Source organism: Rhodanobacter sp. UC4443_H10 (assembly GCF_052978325.1).
Genome location: NZ_CM129668.1, coordinates 1,494,950 through 1,511,046, shown reverse-complemented (window position 1 = coordinate 1,511,046; position 16,097 = coordinate 1,494,950). Strand labels below are relative to the sequence as shown.

18 protein-coding genes are annotated in these 16,097 nt (G+C 68.0%); 10 read left to right on the top strand and 8 right to left on the bottom strand.

Annotation, left to right across the window (positions count from 1 at the left end; translation table 11 throughout):
* Positions 1-14: 14 nt before the first annotated feature.
* Entirely contained in the window at positions 15-506 is a 492-nt protein-coding gene (locus ACVCMB_RS07210) for an N-acetyltransferase family protein (protein WP_447106513.1), read from the bottom strand.
* On the bottom strand, positions 503-1,855 hold the full coding sequence (gene miaB, locus ACVCMB_RS07205; RefSeq protein WP_395119775.1) for a tRNA (N6-isopentenyl adenosine(37)-C2)-methylthiotransferase MiaB: 1,353 nt from the start codon (positions 1,853-1,855) through the stop codon (positions 503-505). Before miaB ends, ACVCMB_RS07210 begins: the two co-directional genes overlap by 4 nt.
* A gap of 244 nt (positions 1,856-2,099) precedes the next feature.
* Between miaB and ACVCMB_RS07200 the strand changes: the two genes are divergently transcribed.
* The gene (locus tag ACVCMB_RS07200) at positions 2,100-3,194 is read left to right on the top strand and encodes a lytic transglycosylase domain-containing protein (RefSeq protein ID WP_447098357.1); all 1,095 of its coding nucleotides are present in this window, start codon (positions 2,100-2,102) and stop codon (positions 3,192-3,194) included.
* Positions 3,195-3,218: 24 nt separating this feature from the next.
* On the opposite strand, the gene ACVCMB_RS07195 is transcribed toward ACVCMB_RS07200, so the two are convergent.
* A complete protein-coding gene (locus tag ACVCMB_RS07195) occupies positions 3,219-4,403 on the bottom strand; it encodes a S1C family serine protease (RefSeq protein ID WP_395119773.1) in 1,185 nt (394 codons plus the stop codon).
* A gap of 163 nt (positions 4,404-4,566) precedes the next feature.
* Here ACVCMB_RS07195 and petA point away from each other — a divergent pair, with 163 nt between their 5' ends.
* From petA to ACVCMB_RS07170, 5 genes are all read left to right on the top strand, one after another.
* On the top strand, positions 4,567-5,163 hold the full coding sequence (gene petA, locus ACVCMB_RS07190; protein WP_136257406.1) for a ubiquinol-cytochrome c reductase iron-sulfur subunit: 597 nt from the start codon (positions 4,567-4,569) through the stop codon (positions 5,161-5,163).
* Positions 5,163-6,464, top strand: coding sequence for a cytochrome b (locus ACVCMB_RS07185; RefSeq protein ID WP_447106512.1), 1,302 nt, complete (start codon positions 5,163-5,165; stop codon positions 6,462-6,464). The genes petA and ACVCMB_RS07185 overlap by 1 nt, the downstream gene beginning before the upstream one ends.
* Positions 6,457-7,224: a cytochrome c1 gene (locus tag ACVCMB_RS07180; protein ID WP_447106511.1), complete on the top strand. Its 768-nt coding sequence runs from the start codon at positions 6,457-6,459 to the stop codon at positions 7,222-7,224. The genes ACVCMB_RS07185 and ACVCMB_RS07180 overlap by 8 nt, the downstream gene beginning before the upstream one ends.
* Before the next feature lie 68 nt (positions 7,225-7,292).
* Entirely contained in the window at positions 7,293-7,931 is a 639-nt protein-coding gene (locus ACVCMB_RS07175) for a glutathione S-transferase N-terminal domain-containing protein (protein ID WP_395119770.1), read from the top strand.
* Positions 7,918-8,364: a ClpXP protease specificity-enhancing factor gene (locus ACVCMB_RS07170; protein ID WP_395119769.1), complete on the top strand. Its 447-nt coding sequence runs from the start codon at positions 7,918-7,920 to the stop codon at positions 8,362-8,364. The genes ACVCMB_RS07175 and ACVCMB_RS07170 overlap by 14 nt, the downstream gene beginning before the upstream one ends.
* 31 nt (positions 8,365-8,395) lie before the next feature.
* On the opposite strand, the gene ACVCMB_RS07165 is transcribed toward ACVCMB_RS07170, so the two are convergent.
* From ACVCMB_RS07165 to ACVCMB_RS07150, 4 genes are all read right to left on the bottom strand, one after another.
* Positions 8,396-8,797 carry a DUF3301 domain-containing protein gene (locus tag ACVCMB_RS07165; RefSeq protein ID WP_395119768.1) on the bottom strand — a complete coding sequence of 134 codons (402 nt, stop codon included), beginning with the start codon at positions 8,795-8,797 and terminating at the stop codon, positions 8,396-8,398.
* A gap of 42 nt (positions 8,798-8,839) precedes the next feature.
* The gene (gene nadC / locus ACVCMB_RS07160; RefSeq protein WP_447098359.1) at positions 8,840-9,697 is read right to left on the bottom strand and encodes a carboxylating nicotinate-nucleotide diphosphorylase; all 858 of its coding nucleotides are present in this window, start codon (positions 9,695-9,697) and stop codon (positions 8,840-8,842) included.
* Positions 9,694-12,012, bottom strand: a complete 2,319-nt coding sequence (locus ACVCMB_RS07155; RefSeq protein ID WP_447106510.1) for a DUF1631 domain-containing protein — start codon at positions 12,010-12,012, stop codon at positions 9,694-9,696. Before ACVCMB_RS07155 ends, nadC begins: the two co-directional genes overlap by 4 nt.
* 116 nt (positions 12,013-12,128) lie before the next feature.
* Positions 12,129-12,404 carry a Trm112 family protein gene (locus ACVCMB_RS07150; protein ID WP_395121223.1) on the bottom strand — a complete coding sequence of 92 codons (276 nt, stop codon included), beginning with the start codon at positions 12,402-12,404 and terminating at the stop codon, positions 12,129-12,131.
* Positions 12,405-12,469: 65 nt separating this feature from the next.
* Here ACVCMB_RS07150 and purE point away from each other — a divergent pair, with 65 nt between their 5' ends.
* Positions 12,470-12,973, top strand: coding sequence for a 5-(carboxyamino)imidazole ribonucleotide mutase (gene purE / locus ACVCMB_RS07145; protein WP_395119765.1), 504 nt, complete (start codon positions 12,470-12,472; stop codon positions 12,971-12,973).
* Positions 12,970-14,130, top strand: coding sequence for a 5-(carboxyamino)imidazole ribonucleotide synthase (locus tag ACVCMB_RS07140; RefSeq protein WP_447106509.1), 1,161 nt, complete (start codon positions 12,970-12,972; stop codon positions 14,128-14,130). Before purE ends, ACVCMB_RS07140 begins: the two co-directional genes overlap by 4 nt.
* 133 nt (positions 14,131-14,263) lie before the next feature.
* On the opposite strand, the gene sodB is transcribed toward ACVCMB_RS07140, so the two are convergent.
* Positions 14,264-14,842, bottom strand: coding sequence for a superoxide dismutase [Fe] (gene sodB / locus ACVCMB_RS07135; RefSeq protein ID WP_395119763.1), 579 nt, complete (start codon positions 14,840-14,842; stop codon positions 14,264-14,266).
* Between the two features lie 112 nt (positions 14,843-14,954).
* Between sodB and grxD the strand changes: the two genes are divergently transcribed.
* Positions 14,955-15,278 (top strand): Grx4 family monothiol glutaredoxin, encoded by a 324-nt coding sequence (gene grxD, locus ACVCMB_RS07130; RefSeq protein WP_395119762.1) that lies wholly within the window; start codon positions 14,955-14,957, stop codon positions 15,276-15,278.
* Entirely contained in the window at positions 15,275-16,042 is a 768-nt protein-coding gene (locus ACVCMB_RS07125) for an SDR family NAD(P)-dependent oxidoreductase (protein WP_447106508.1), read from the top strand. Before grxD ends, ACVCMB_RS07125 begins: the two co-directional genes overlap by 4 nt.
* Positions 16,043-16,097 lie beyond the last annotated feature (55 nt).

Below are 16,097 nucleotides of genomic sequence, written 5' to 3'. Positions count from 1 at the left end.
GTGCCGCCTCGCGCTCACAGCATGCGGTGCATCACGTACAGATCGGTGGGGCCGAGCTGGGCGTGGCGGAACGCACCGGGCACCTGGCCGACGATGCGGAAGCCGTGGCGCTGCCACAGCCGCACGGCGGTGGTATTGCTGGCGACGACGGCATTGAACTGCATGGCGCGGAAGCCGGCTCGGCGCGCCTGTTCCAGCGAGTGCTCGCACAAGGCCGACGCCACGCCCTGGCGGCGCGCTTGCGGCGCCACCATGTAGCTGCCGTTGGCCACGTGGTCACCCGGCCCCATCTGGTTGGGCGCCAGCCGGTAACAGCCCAGCGCCTGGCCGTCGCGTTCGGCCACGAAGCAGCGTGCGTGCGGCGTGGTCCACATGGAACGGGCCTGTTCGAGGCTGATGTCGCGCGGGTAGGTATAGGTCTCGCCGCCAGCGGCGATCGCCTGGAAGAACGGCCACACGCGAGCGAACTCGTCCGCGCCGATTTCCCGGATCACCAGCTCGCTCACGACGCCAGTGCGGCCGCGTCGTCGGACGTTTTCACCCGCCCGCGCAGCGAATTGCTCATCGCGTCGGTGATCACCACGTCGACGAACTGGCCGATCATGCGGGCGTCGCCGGCGAAGTTCACGTAGCGCATGTTCTCGGTGCGACCGCTGAGTTCGTCCGGATTGCGGGTACTGGGCTTTTCCACCAGCACGCGCTGCACGGAGCCGACCATCGCCTCGTTGATCTTCCTGGCGTTCGCGTTGATCGCGGCCTGCAGGCGCGCGAGGCGCTCGTGCTTGACCGCCATCGGCGTGTCATCGGCGAGGTTCGCCGCCGGCGTGCCGGGGCGCGCGGAGAAGATGAAGGTGAAGCTCTGGTCGAAGCCGACGTCGTCGACCAGCTTCATGGTCTTCTCGAAATCCTCGTCGCTCTCGCCGGGGAAGCCGACGATGATGTCGGTGGACACGCAGATGTCCGGTCGCACCGCGCGCAGCTTGCGGATCTTCTGCTTGAACTCCAGCGCGGTGTAGCCGCGCTTCATCGCCGAAAGGATGCGGTCGGAACCGGCCTGCACCGGCAGGTGCAGGTAGTTGGCCAGCTGCGGTACGTTGGCGTAGGCCTCGATCAGCGAGTCGGAGAACTCCAGCGGATGCGAGGTGGTGAAGCGGATGCGACCGATGCCGTCGATCTGCGCGATCGCATGGATCAGCACGGCGAGGTCGGCGACGCCGCCGTCGAAGGTGGGGCCGCGGTACGCATTGACGTTCTGGCCGAGCAGGTTCACCTCGCGCACGCCCTGGGCGGCGAGCTTGGCCACTTCCACCAGCACGTCGTCGAACGGACGGCTGATCTCGGTGCCGCGGGTGTACGGCACCACGCAGTAGCTGCAGTATTTCGAGCAGCCTTCCATGATCGAGACGAAGGCGGTCGGGCCTTCGGCGCGCGGCTCGGGCAGGCAGTCGAACTTCTCGATCTCGGGGAAGCTGATGTCCACCTGCGGCTTGCCGGTGGCGCGTTGCGCCTCGATCAGCTGGGGCAGGCGGTGCAGGGTCTGCGGGCCGAACACGAGATCCACGTACGGCGCGCGCTTGACGATCGCCGCGCCTTCCTGACTTGCCACGCAGCCGCCGACGCCAATCACCACCTGGCGGCCGTCCTGCTTGTGCTGCTTCCAGCGACCAAGCTGGCTGAAGACCTTTTCCTGCGCCTTTTCGCGGATCGAGCAGGTGTTGATCAGGATCACGTCCGCCTCGGACTCGTCCTGGGTCAGCTCCAGCCCGTGCGAGGCCTTCAGCACGTCGGCCATCTTGGCCGAGTCGTACTCGTTCATCTGGCAGCCGTGGGTCTTGATGAAAAGCTTGCCGCTCATCGCGTGGGTACCGTGATTCCAGGGCGGATGCGCGATCCGCGGAACCGCGCAGTGTACTGCGCGGCCCGTGTGCCTGCCAGATCAAGCACTTGCGGCCGCCACGGAGTTTGCGGCGCCGCCCTGGCCACGGTCGTGGAATGAGACTTGCGCACTTGGCGCTGGCCGCGCGTGGCGGCACACTGCGCCCATGTCCGGTGCCGCCAGTCACGGGGGACGCGTCGATCGGCCTGTTCGCGGTTTCCCCTTGCGTTCGATCCTTGTCGGGGTCGCGCTGCTGGCTGCCTGCCTGTTGGCCACGGGGGCCCGCGCCGGCACCTTGTACCAGTGCACCGGCAGCAGCGGCGAAACCGTGTACAGCAGCGAGCGGGCGGGGTATCACGGCTGCCGCGCAATCAGCAGCTACGCCGAGCCGAAGGCGACGCGCCGGGCCGCGCCGGTCGCGCGCGCATCGTTGACCGCGGTCAGCGGCCAGGTGGTCACCACGGCGCAGAGCCTTGCGGCCGATGGCGCCCGACCGGTGTCGCTGGCGCGCGTGCAAGGCGGCGCGCTGAGCACCGCACAGACACGCGAGACGGCGCGGGTAGAGCGCGAGTCGCTGGCCGCGGTGAGCAGTTCGGCGGTCAGCACGGCGAAGTTGCCGCTGGCGGCCAGGGCGGCCGGCACGCCGGGCCAGTGGCAGTATCGCGAAGCCCATGCCGACGCCGCGCCGGTCGCGCCCAAGGTGGCCGACGCCGGCGACCGCGTGCTGCGCGGGGCGGTCTATCGCATCGTGCGCGCCGACGGCAGCGTGGAATACACCAACCTGCGTCCCGCCGGCGGCAAGGGCCGCGCGGTGACCATGCTGTTCAGCTACATCTCCACCTGCGTGGCCTGCAACCTGCATTCGACGATCCGCTGGGATCGCGTGGCGCTGAACCTCGACGCGTATGCCGACACGATCCGCGCGGCCAGCATCGAGTACGGCGTCGACGAGGCGTTTCTGCGCGCGATCATCCATGCCGAGAGTGCGTTCAACCCGCGTGCGTTGTCGCTCAAGGGCGCCCAGGGGCTGATGCAGCTGATGCCCGGCACCGCCAGCGACATGGGCGTGCTCGATGCCTTCAATTCCGCCCAGAACATCCGCGGCGGCGCCCGCTACCTGAGCCTGTTGCTGCGCGATTTCGACGGCAGCGAGCGGCTGGCCGCAGCGGCCTACAACGCCGGGCCGGGGGCGGTGCAGCGCTACAAGGGCGTGCCGCCGTATGCGGAGACCCAGGTCTACGTGGAGCGGGTGGAAACCCTGCGCAAGCGTTACGGCGCGGCGATCCATCCGCCGCTGGCTTCGCGCGGGCCGGGCTGAGGCCCGCCCGCCGCGGCGACCCGCTCAGGGCTGGCTGGAGAGACTGCCGTCCATCGGCGGGCGCTGTGCCAGCGTGACCGTGACCTGGAACGGCGTGCCGTCACGCAGGCCGGAGATCTGCACCTGGCTGCCGGGCTTGAGCGTGGCCTCGCGGCGGCGCAGGTCGGCCGGGCCCATGATGTCGTCGTTGCCGATGCGCAGCAGGATGTCGCGCGGCTTGATCCCCGCCTGCGCGGCCGGACCGCCGGAGTACACCGCGATGACCTGTGCGCCGCGCGCGGCAGCGGGCAGGCCGCTGTCCGCCGCCACCGGCACGAAGGCGTAGTCGGCACCGAGCCAGCCGCGCACCACGTGGCCGGTGGTGATCAATTGATCGAGCACCTTGGTGGCGGTGGCCACCGGGATCGCGAAACCGATGCCCTCCGCGTTGGCGGCCTGACCCTTGCCGATCAGCAGGGTATTGATGCCGACCAGCTGCCCCTGCGTGTTGACCAGCGCGCCGCCGGAGTTGCCCAGGTTGATGGCCGCATCGGTCTGGATGAAGTCCTCGGCGCTGGAACTGTTCAACTGCCGCCCGATCGCGCTGACGATGCCCATCGTCACGGTCTGGTTGAGGCCGAACGGGTTGCCGATCGCCAGCACCACGTCGCCGGGGCGCAACTGGCTGGGGTCGGCCATGTGGATCACCGGCAGGTTGCTGGCGTCGATCTTGAGCACGGCCAGGTCGGTCTCGCGGTCGGAACCGACCAGCCGCGCCTTAGCGATGCGGCCGTCGTAAAGCAGCACCTGGATATCGGCAGCGTTGGCGATCACGTGGTTGTTGGTCAGCACGTAGTCGTTGCCGCGGGCGCTGACGATCACGCCCGAGCCCAGCGTCTGCTCGCGATGCTGGTAGGTCGTCGGCTGGCCGCCGAACAACTGCTGCAGCACCGGGTTGTCGTACATGCGCAGCGCTTGCTCGGTGACGATCTTGTTGGCATAGATGTTCACCACCGACGGTGCCGCGGCGGCCACGGCGTCGGCGTACGATACCGGCGCCGCGCCCGCCTGCTCGTGCCGGGTCGGCGCGACCGCCGCCGGAGCGAGCCCCAGGCGCGCGCGCAGGCGCTCGCCGCTGCCGGGCCAGAACAGGCCGATCACGAAGGCCAGCGCCAGGCCAAGGATGACGAAGCGGGCAATGAACAGAAGGGTGCCGGCGGCATGTTTCATGTCGGGGAGAACGTTCCGGCGAGTCGTGGCGGGGGAGGCACCGGGCAGAGTCCGGCAGGCATCCGGTTTATTGTACGGCGCGGCCCCTGACGCTACACTAACGCGATTTTTGCGGGGCCTGAAACCCCGTCCTGGCATGACCTTGCAAGTACCGGAGAGCCTGATGGCGAACGAAGTCGTCGACCACGGCCGCCGCCGATTCCTGACCGCAACCACCGCAGTGGTGGGTGGCATCGGGGTCGTCTCGGCGGCAGTGCCCTTCATCAAGTCGTGGGAGCCCAGCGCGCGGGCCAAGGCCGCCGGCGCTCCGGTTACCCAGTCGCTCAAGAAGATCGAGAAGGGCCAGCAGCTGATCGTGGCCTGGCGCAGCCTGCCGGTCTTCATCGTCAACCGCACGCCGGCCCAGCTGGCGCAGTTGCCGAAGGAAGACCCGCTGCTGGTCGATCCCAAGTCCGAGGTCGAGCAGCAGCCCAAGTACGCGCAGAACGAGACGCGCTCGATCAAGCCCGAGTGGCTGGTGATGGTCGGCATCTGCACCCACCTGGGCTGTGTGCCGGACTTCTACGGCGAGATCAAGCCCGAGCCGTTCGACCCGAACTGGAAAGGCGGCTACTACTGCCCCTGCCACCACTCGCGCTACGACATCGCGGGCCGGGTCTACAAGAACGTGCCGGCGCCGAAGAACATGCAGGTTCCGCCGTACCACTTCGTGGACGACACCACCGTGCAGATTGGCGTTGATCCGAAGGAGGCTGGCTGATGGCCAACGTATTCAGCAACATCGGCGACTGGGTCAACGAGCGCGCCCCCGGCATGATGCCGATGTACCGCGCCCACATGACCGAGTACTACGCGCCGAAGAACTTCAACCTCTGGTACTACTTCGGTTCGCTGGCTCTGCTGGTGCTGGTCAACCAGATCGTCACCGGCATCTTCCTCACCATGAACTACACCCCGAGCGCGGCGGGAGCCTTCGACTCGGTGCAGTACATCATGCGTGACGTGGAGTGGGGCTGGCTGATCCGCTACATGCACTCCACCGGCGCCTCGCTGTTCTTCGTGGTGGTGTTCCTGCACATGTTCCGCGGCCTGATGTACGGCTCGTACAAGAAGCCGCGCGAGCTGGTCTGGCTGCTCGGCATGCTGATCTTCCTGGTGCTGATGGCCGAGGCCTTCATGGGCTACGTGCTGCCGTGGGGCAACATGTCGTTCTGGGGCGCCAAGGTGATCATCTCGCTGTTTGGCACGCTGCCCTACATCGGTTCGGGGCTGGAGCAGTGGATCATGGGCGACTTCCTGCCCGGCGATGCCACGCTCAACCGCTTCTTCGCGCTGCACGTGATCGCGCTGCCGCTGGTGCTGCTGCTGCTGGTGGTGCTGCACATCGCCGCGCTGCACGAGGTCGGCTCGAACAACCCGGACGGCGTGGAGATCAAGAAGGGTCCCAAGGGCAACCGCTGGGATGCGCTCAAGCCCGCCGACGGCATCCCGTTCCATCCGTATTACACGGTGAAGGATCTGGTGGGTGTGGGCTTCTTCCTGCTGATCGCCGCGTTCATCATCTTCTTCGCGCCGACGTTCGGCGGCTGGTTCCTGGAGCATGACAACGCGATCCCGGCCAACAACCTGCTGACTCCGCCGGAGATCAAGCCGGTGTGGTACTTCACCCCGTTCTACGCGATCGTGCGCATGATCCCGTCCTTCCTCGGCTCGGCCGTGTGGGGCGTGCTGGCGATGTTCAGCGCGATCGCGGTGCTGTTCGCGATGCCCTGGCTCGATCGCGGCAAGGTCAAGTCGATCCGTTACCGCGGTACCGGCTACAAAGTGGCGCTGGCGGTCTTCGTGCTGTCGTTCTTCGGGCTCGGCGCGGTCGGCGCAGGCATCACGGCGGAGGTCATCCCGGCGTGGTTCGGCAATGTCGACCTCACGTTCTGGGAGAACCTGTTCGGACGGCTGATGACGCTGCTGTACTTCGGTTTCTTCGTTTTCCTCTGGGCCTATACCTATTTCGGCTGGGAGACGACCAAGCCGGTTCCGGATCGGGTGACCACGCATGACTAAGCTGCCAACGACGATGAAGCATTTTCTTTCCGGTATCGCGCTGGCGCTCGGCCTGATCGTCGGCACCCTGCCGGCGCACGCCGCCGAGGGCGCCAAGGTCGAGTTGATGAAGTCCGGCGCCGACGTGCGCGACCAGGCTTCGCTGCAACGCGGCGCGCGGCTGTTCTTCAACTATTGCGTCGGCTGCCACTCGCTGAAGTACGTGCGCTATTCGCGCATGGCCGAGGACCTGGGCCTGACCGAAGACGAGGTGATGAAGAACCTCAACTTCACCGGCGCCAAGTTCCAGGAGCCGGTGGTCTCGCACATGCCGGCAGCGCTGGCCGGCACGTGGTTCGGCAAGGCTCCGCCGGATCTCTCGCTGGAAGTGGATGCCAAGGGCGCCGACTGGGTCTACACCTACCTCAACACCTTCTACCTCGACCCGAAGAGCCCGATCGGCTGGAACAACACCACTTTGCCCAATGCCGCCATGCCGTTCCCGCTGTGGGAGCTGCAGGGCATGCAGACCGCGCAGATGAAGCCGGCGAAGGATGGCGAAGCCGCGGGCGTGGAGAAGCTGGTGCTGTCGCACCCGGGCAAGATGACCCCGGCGCAGTTCCAGCAGGCCACCCGTGACCTGACCAGCTTCCTGCAATACGTCTCCGAGCCGGCGGCGCTGCAACGCCACCATTACGGTATCTGGGTGCTGCTGTTCCTGGCCCTGTTCACCTTCCTGGCGGCGCTGCTCAAGAAGGAATACTGGAAAGACGTCCACTGAGCCGCAAGGCACTGCGGACGCGGCGGCCACGGGCCGCCGCGTCTGTCTCACCGATGGGGAAATCGCGCATGGTTCAAAACCCCCGCTTGCGTAACGCATTGACGCTGTACACCACGGCCGATGACATCCAGTGCCATCGTGCCCGACTGGTGCTGGCCGCCAAGGGGGTCAGCTACGAACGGGTGCTGGTGGACCACGCCCGGCCACCGCAGGACCTGCTCGATCTCAACCCGTACGGCAGCACGCCGACCCTGATCGACCGCGACCTGACGTTGTTCGATACCGCGGTGGTGTGCGAATACATCGACGAGCGTTACCCGCACCCGCCGCTGATGCCGATCGACCCGCAATCGCGCGCGCGCCTGCGCGTGGCGGCCGTGCGGATCGAGAAGGACTGGTTGCCCGAGGTGGACAAGATCCGCGCAGGCGGCCGTCCGGCGGATGCGGCACGCAAGCGGTTGCGCGAACACCTGCTCTCCACGGTGCCGCTGTTCAAGGCCTCGCGGTTCTTCCTCAACCCCGAGATGAGCCTGGCCGATTGCCTGGTGGCGCCGGTGATCTGGCGGCTGCCCTGGCTCGGCGTGGATCTGGGCCGCGAGGGCAAGTCGATCGTCGATTACGGCGAGCGCCTGTTCCACAGCCAGGGTTTTGCACGCAGCATGACCGACGAGGAAAAGGCCATGCGGCCGGTCCATGAGCAAGCATGACGCCATCGCCATGAGCTCGAATCGCCCGTACCTGCTGCGGGCGATCTACGACTGGATTTCCGACAACAACCTGACCCCTTACGTGCTGGTCGATGCCGGCGTGGCCGGCGTGCGGGTGCCGCCACAGGTGATCCAGAACGGCCAGGTAGTGCTCAACCTGGCTACCCGCGCGGTGGCCAACCTCGACCTCGGCAACGAATGGATCAGCTTCCAGGCGCGTTTCTCCGGGGTCAGCCAGGCGATCCAGATTCCGGTGCAGGCCGTGCTGGCTCTGTATGCGCAGGAGAACGGCCAGGGCATGATGTTTCCGGCCGAAGGCGAGGGCGGCGACACTCCGCCGAACGAGCCGCCGCCGGACGGCCCCGCCCCTGCAGCCGATGAGGGGGGCGACAAGCCCAAGCGCGCGACGCCGCACCTGCGCGTGGTGAAGTAACCCGTTGCCGCCCCGTCGGGCGGCTGCCGTTTCAGGGCTGTCGATCGGCCCGCCGCGGACGCAATGCCACGACCTTCCCCGACGAGGCTGCAAATCCGTCTTCGGGCGTGCTTGCGACTGCCAGCGGCTCGACCACCGGCAGGCTCAGGCCGGTCAGCGCGTCGCCGATCATCCACAGCCGGCCCGGCTCGCGATCGTGCCCGTCGATGCTGACTTCGAAGCCGTAACCCCGCTCGACCCGGCGCAGGCCGTTGACCCGGCGCAGGCGCAGTGCACGCATGCCCACCGTCTCGTCCAGCAATTGCAGGCCGTGCAAATGGCACTGTTGTCGCGCGATCCGCACCGCGCGTTCGCGCGCCACGCTGAGCTTCAGCCACAGCCCCACGGCGGCGCCGAGCACCAGCAGCAGGACGAGGGCGGAGAAATCGGACATGCACCCAGTGTGTGGGCGCGCCGGCGCCCGCGCAAGCCAGGGTCAGAGCAATTGCAGGCGCAGCGAGAGGTCGATCGCGTGCACGTGTTTGGTCAGTGCGCCGACCGAGATGAAATCCACGCCGGTGCGGGCAAAGTCGCCGATGGTCTGCAGGTCGACGTTGCCGGAAATCTCCAGCGGCACGCGGCCGGCCGTGCGCGCCACGGCCTCGCGCATCTGCTCCAGCTCGAAGTTGTCGAGCATGATGCGGTCCACGCCGGCTTGCAGGGCCTGTTCGAGCTCGTCGAGGTTCTCCACTTCCACCTCCAGCGGCAGGTCGGGGTGCAGCCGGCGCGCAGCCGACACCGCCGCGGCGATGCCGCCGGCGGCGATGATGTGGTTCTCCTTGACCAGGATCGCGTCGTACAGGCCCATGCGCTGGTTGTGGCCGCCGCCGCAGCGCACGGCATATTTCTGCGCGACGCGCAGGCCGGGCACGGTCTTGCGGGTGTCGAGCACGCGCACGGCGGTGCCGGCTACCGCGGCGACATGGCGTGCGGTGGTAGTGGCGGTGGCCGAGAGCAGTTGCAGGAAGTTGAGCGCCGTACGCTCGGCGGTAACCAGCGAGCGGGCGTGTCCGGACAGGCTGCAGAGCAGCGTGCCGGGGGCGACCTGGTCGCCGTCGCTTACCCGCCAGTCGATCTGCACCGAAGGGTCCAGCCGCCGGAAGCAGGCGTCGAACCAGGCGCTGCCGGCAATCACGGCGGCGTCACGGCAGGTGAGCCGGGCCTGCGCCCGCGCATCGGCCGGGAGCAGGGCGGCGGTGGCATCGCCCTGGCCGAGATCCTCGGTCAGGGCGCGTTCGACATCAGCGGCGATCTGGGCGGCAGCGGGCGGTGCGAAACGGGGCGTGGCGGTCATTCGGTGTCCGTGGGAGCGGTGCCGCTGGCGGGCGTGTCGTCGCCGGCCTGGCTGAGCTTGCCGACGATCGCGGTCATCGCGCGATCGAACAGTGCGTTGGCTGCCAGCACGCGCGCCTTGCCGTCCGCAAACAGGCCAGCCAGCTCGCGCGGGGCGTAATCGGCGACCTTCAGGCCGCGACGGTTGACGAACAGGTAGCGGCCGCTCATCGGGCTGATCCACGACAGCTTGGCGCGTGCCGGTGCCTCGTCGTCGAGCGTGAACTCCAGCCAGTTGCCCGGTTGCAGCGCCTGCACCTGGTACCACTCCGGGCTGTCCGGCGGCACCTCGGCCAGCTCTTCCTCTTCTTCCAGGATGTCCGCGGGTACCGTCTGGCGGTCGATGACCGGCTGGATGCTGTCCGGGATCGCCAGCATCGCGACGTCCTCCTCGGCTGCGGCGGCGACGTCCGGCGTTTCCGACGCGGTCGTTTCGCCCAGCTGCTGGCGATAGTAGGCGTGCAGCTGGCCCAGCAGGCGTTCGACGTCCTGTTCCTGGAAAGCGACGTTGGCCAGGCCCTGGCGCAGCGCTCGTTCGATACCCGGCAGCATCTGCCGCAGGGCCTGTCGGCTGGTGGTGTCGTTGGCCGGCCGGGTGCTGGCGATGAACTCGTCGATGAAGCGCAAGGCGGTCTTGAACTCGGGCGAGTCCTCGCCCTGGCGCAGCAGGGTCAGCACCAGGTGGTTGGCCCAGGCACGCGCCAGCACGCCGTGGATCAGCGGCGGCAGCTTCTGGCTGCCGATGCGCTCGAGGATCTCGCGGGCGGCGCGGCGGCGTGCCTGTTCCAGCTTCTCGCGGCCACGCGCGGATTCGGCCACGCGCTGCTCGGCCAGCTCGGAGCGCCGCTTGTTGACGTCCTGGAACTGCTGCAGGTCGGTCAACAGGCGCTCGAAGATGCCCATGTCGTCGTCGAAATCGTGCAGCAGTTGGTCGACGATCGACTTCACCTTCTCGTGCAGGCGATGGTCGCGGTCGGACTCCTCCGACCAGCTCTTGGCCTGTTCGGCCAGGCTGTCCAGCAACCGGCGTGCCGGGTGCTGGCGGTGCGAGAACATCTTGCGGTCGAGGATCGCCGCCTTGAGATAGGGAATCTGCAGCCGCGCCAGCATCACCTGCATCGCTGCGGGCAGGTTGCGGTCCTCAAGGATGAACTCGAACAGCATGCCGACCAGGTCGATCGTGTCCTCGTCCATGCTGGCCACATGGCTGGGTCGTTCGCCGCGCAGGGCACCGATCTGGGCCAGCAGCTGGGTCTTCAGCTGCAGGACTTCGCGGCTGAGCGCGCCGGCGTCGTCGGATTCGTCGTAGTTGACCGGTCCGCTGTTGCTGATCTGGCTCTGCAGCACGCTGAGTGCGCCGAGCAGCTCGTTGACCGACGGCAGCGAACCCCCCGCCGCCGTGCCGCCCCCGCTGGCCATGCGGCCACCGCCGGCGGTGCCGCGGCGTGCACTGAACAGTGCGTGCAGGGTATGCAGCAGGTCGTCGGAGATCTCGGTGCCGTCGTCCATGGCAGCCGCCGCCGTGGCCGCGGCTCCCGCCGGGGTGCCGCTGCCACCCTTGGCCTGACCGCCGCGCAGCAGGCCGTGGCGCAGCTGCGGCAACACGCCGGCGCGGACCAGCTCCGTGTTGATCTCCTGGTACAGCTCCTCCAGCAGCGACAGCACGTAGCGATCGAACAGCTTGTAGATGATCAGCTTGACGCGCATGTCTGCGCTGAGTTCCTGCAGCGCTTCGCGGAACGCCTGGGACAGCGTGGCCGGCGCCACCGGGTTGCTGGTGTCCTCGATCTTGTAGCCGCCGCAGATCACCGACAGGCGCTGGTTGACCGCGAACAGGTCACGCGCCAGGCGCGCGTCGTTCTTGCTGATCATGCTGGTGATCGCCAGCGATTCTTCCAGGTCGCTTTCGGCCACGAGGGTCAGTTCGGCGGTGCCGAGCGAGGATGGCCCCGCCGGTGCCGTGGCCTTGCCCGGGTGCGCCAGATCGCCGAGCTTGCGCGCGATGGCGTTGAGGAAGTTGCGCTCGATGCCGGGGCGACGCTTGCGCACCTCGCGCATGCCGTCGAAGTAGTGCATCTGCGCCGCGTTGTTCTCGGCCTTCTCGGCGAGGTCGAACAGGGCGTCGTCGACCTGCTCGAAGGCATTGCCCACCCACTGCTGCAGGCGCTTGTTGGCGATGCTGCGCACGGCATTGAGCAACTCGCCCACGCGCTCGCTGGACGGGTCCAGGCGCTGATTCAAGTTGACTACGCGGGTTGGCTCATTGGCCTCGTTCATCGCCCTGTTCCCCTGACCTGTAGCACGCACGGCCGGACCCTGCAGGCTTGCGCAGAGGCCGACAATAAGCCAATTCGCGCACGCCTGTCATGCCCATTCCCGCCCGCCACGACGCGCTAGCCCTGGCCGGTGGGGAAATCGGCCAGTTGCAAGGTGCCGATGCCTTCCTCCGGCAGCATCACCGGAATGCCGTCCTCGATGCGGTAAATGACCTTGCGGTCGGTGGTGATCAGCGCCTCGGCCACCCGCTCGCGCACCGGCACGCCGGCCACCGTGTCGACCTTGCCCGCGGCGATGGCCTCGTTCAGCGCCTCCAGTTGCGGGCGCGTCACCGATCGCAGCGGGGTCTTGCTGACGGGGCAGCACAGGATGTCGAGCAGGCGCTTGTCCATCATCGGGGTTCGGGTGTGTCGGGCCGGGAAAGCCCGTACAATAACGGTTTTTGGACACTCCGGCCATGACAGCAGCCACAGAAACACCACGCGTGGGCGTGGTGATGGGTTCGCATTCGGATTGGGAAACCATGCAGCACGCCGCCGACGTGCTGACCGAGCTGGGTGTGGCACACGAGGTTCGCGTGGTCTCGGCCCACCGTACGCCGGACCTGCTGTTCAGCTACGCCGAACAAGCGGCCGGGCGGGGTATCCAGGTCGTCGTTGCCGGCGCCGGTGGCGCCGCCCACCTGCCGGGCATGCTGGCAGCCAAGACCCGCCTGCCGGTGTTCGGCGTGCCGGTCCAGTCGAAGGCACTCAACGGCATGGACTCGCTGCTGTCGATCGCGCAGATGCCGGCAGGGGTTCCGGTCGGTACGCTGGCGATCGGACGTGCCGGGGCGGTCAATGCCGCCTTGCTGGCCGCCGCCGTGCTGGCCCTGCACGACCACGCGCTGGCCGATGCGCTGGATCAATGGCGCGCGCGCCAGACGCGAGCCGTGCTCGCCCAGCCGGACCCGCGGGCATGAGCGACCGCAAGCAGCCGGTGGTGGGCATCCTCGGCGGCGGGCAACTCGCCCGCATGCTGGCCGTGGCCGCCGCGCCGCTGGGCGCGAACTGCCTGGTCGTGGATGGCTCCGCCGATGCGTGCGCCGGCCAGGTGGCGCCGCTGGTGGTGGCCGGTTGGGACGATCGCGCCGCGCTGGAGGCGTTCGCCCGTCGGGTGGACGTGGTCACCTTCGATTTCGAGAACGTGCCGGCCGATACCGCGCACTGGCTGGCCGAACGGGTCGCCGTGCACCCGGCGCCCGAGGCGCTGGCGGTGGCGCAGGACCGGCTGGCCGAGAAAAACCTGTTCCGCGCCTGCGGCCTGCCCACCACCGAATTCATGGCGGTCGACACCCGCGAGCAGCTGGATCAGGCGCTGGCCGCGGTCGGCGCCCCGGCCATCCTCAAGACGCGTCGCCTGGGTTACGACGGCAAGGGCCAGTTCCGGCTGGCCACGGCGGCCGACGCGGATGCGGCCTGGGCGGCGCTGGGTGCCCAGGCGGCCACGCTGGGGCTGATCCTGGAAGCCTTCGTGCCGTTCGAGCGCGAGCTGTCGGTGATCGCCGTGCGCGGGCGCGACGGCGAGTTCCGCACCTGGCCGCTGACCGGCAACTGGCACGTCGACGGCGTGTTGTCGATGAGCCTCGCGCCGGCGCCGGACCTCGGCCCGCTGCAGCAGCGCGCCAGCGAACACGCGCGCATCCTGGCCGAGCGCCTGGGCTACGTCGGCGTGTTCGCGCTGGAACTGTTCGTGCGCGACGGCGAATTGCTCGGCAACGAAATGGCCCCGCGCGTGCACAACTCCGGCCATTGGACGATCGAGGGCGCGCACGCCAGCCAGTTCGAGAACCACGTGCGCGCCGTGCTCGGCCTGCCGCTGGGAGACACCAACGTGCGCGGCATGGCGGCCATGTTCAACTGGATCGGCGAGCTGCCCGATGCCGCGCCGGTGCTGCGCGGCGTGGATGCCCACTGGCATGACTACGGCAAGCAGGCGCGGCAGGGGCGCAAGGTCGGTCATGCCACCGTGTGCGCGCCCGATGCCGCCACGCTGGCGTCACGCTTGCGCGACATCGCGCAGGCGCTGGGGCGCGAGGCGCAGGTGGCACCCGTGTTGCGTGCGCTGGCGGGCCGGTAGGATCGCACCCCCGTCTGTGCGCGAGCCTTTCGTCACGTGACCCGGAACCATCGCGCACAGGGTGCGCTCGTGCAAAAGCGGGCATGAAAAAGGCGGCGCCATTGGCGCCGCCTTTTTCCGGTGAGCCGCGGGATCAGGCCAGGTTCTTCGCCGCGAAATCCCAGTTGACCAGGTTCCAGAACGCCTCCAGATACTTCGGGCGCGCGTTGCGGTAGTCGATGTAGTAGGCGTGCTCCCACACGTCGGCGGTGAGCAGCGGCTTGTCGCTGCCGGTGATCGGCGTACCGGCGTTGGACGTGTTCACGATGCCGAGCGAGCCATCCGGGCGCTGCACCAGCCAGGTCCAGCCGGAGCCGAAGTTGCCGGCGGCGGATTTGCTGAACTCTTCCTTGAACTTGGCCACCGAGCCGAACGCCTTGTTGATCGCGTCGGCGAGCTTGCCGGTGGGTTCGCCGCCACCGTTCGGGCTCATCGAGTTCCAGTAGAAGGTGTGGTTCCAGGTCTGCGCGGCGTTGTTGAAGATGCCGCCGGAGGACTTGCGGATGATGTCCTCGAGTTTCGCGTCGGCGAACTCGGTGCCTTCGATCTGCTTGTTGAGGTTGGTCACATAGGCCTGGTGGTGCTTGCCGTAGTGGTACTCGAGCGTCTCGGCGGAGACGTGCGGCTCCAATGCATTCTTTTCGTACGGAAGCGGGGGAAGTTCGATGGCCATGAGCGACTCCTTGGGATGTTGCTGAGGGAGAAAATGTCGGCGCAACAGGTGGCGGCCGACGGGCGGCTGATACAATAGCGGCTTGCCTGCATTGTAAAGATGAAACACCACCATGGACATCAACGAGCCAATCAAGGCGATGCTGGCCGAGCATCCCATCGTGCTTTTCATGAAAGGCACGCCGCAATATCCCATGTGCGGTTTTTCAAGTCGCGCGGCGCAGGCGCTGACTCGGGCAGGAGCGACATTCCACGCAGTCAACGTGCTGGCCGATCCGCAGGTGCGCGCCGCGCTGCCGCACTTCGCGAACTGGCCGACGTTCCCGCAACTGTTCATCAACGGCGAGTTGATCGGCGGCTGCGACATCATCGAGGAGCTGATGTCCTCCGGCGAACTCGCGCGCATGGCCAGCGACGTGGCGGGGGCCGCCTCTTGAGCGGCTTGCCCGTGGCGCGCCTGCCGGCCGATTGGCAGCCCGAGGCCGGCAGCCTCGCCGGTCGCGTGATCCTGGTCACCGGCGCCTATGGCGGGCTCGGCAGCGCGGTGGTGCGCGCGGCCACGCTGGCCGGCGCCACCGTGGTCATCACCGGCAAGCGCAAGCGGCAGCTGGAGAAGCTTTACGACGCGATGGGCGAGGAGGGCCTGGCCGAGCCGGTGATCCATCCGCTGGACATGGAAGTGGCCACGCCGCGCGAGTACGCCGCACTGGCCGATGGCTTGCAGCGCGACCTCGGCCGTCTCGACGGCATCGTGCATTGCGCGGCCAGTTTCGCCGGGCTGACGCCGATTTCCATGCAGCGACCGGACGACTGGCTGCGCGCGATGCACGTCAACGTCAACGCGCCGTTCGCCCTGACCCAGGCTTGCATGCCACTGCTGACCGAGGCCGCCGACAGCGCCGTGGTGTTCGTGCTGGACAGCCCCGACCTGCTGCGACGTGCACACTGGGGCGGTTACGGCGTGTCCAAGGCCGCGCTGGAGCGGTTGGCGGCGATCCTGCACGAGGAAACCGACGAGACTTCGCTGCGCGTGCACGCGCTGCTGCCCGCGCCGATGCGCACGGCGTTGCGCCGGCTGGCCTATTTCGGCGACGACATCATGCAGCAGCCCACGCCGGACGCCACTGCCGATGCGGCCATCTATCTGCTCGGCCCGCAGGCGCGGGCGGCACGCGGCGCGGTGCTGGACCTTCGCTCGTAGAGCTCGCGGGCAGGCTCCCGCCGCGCATCCACGATCGGGGCACGTCGCAAACCTG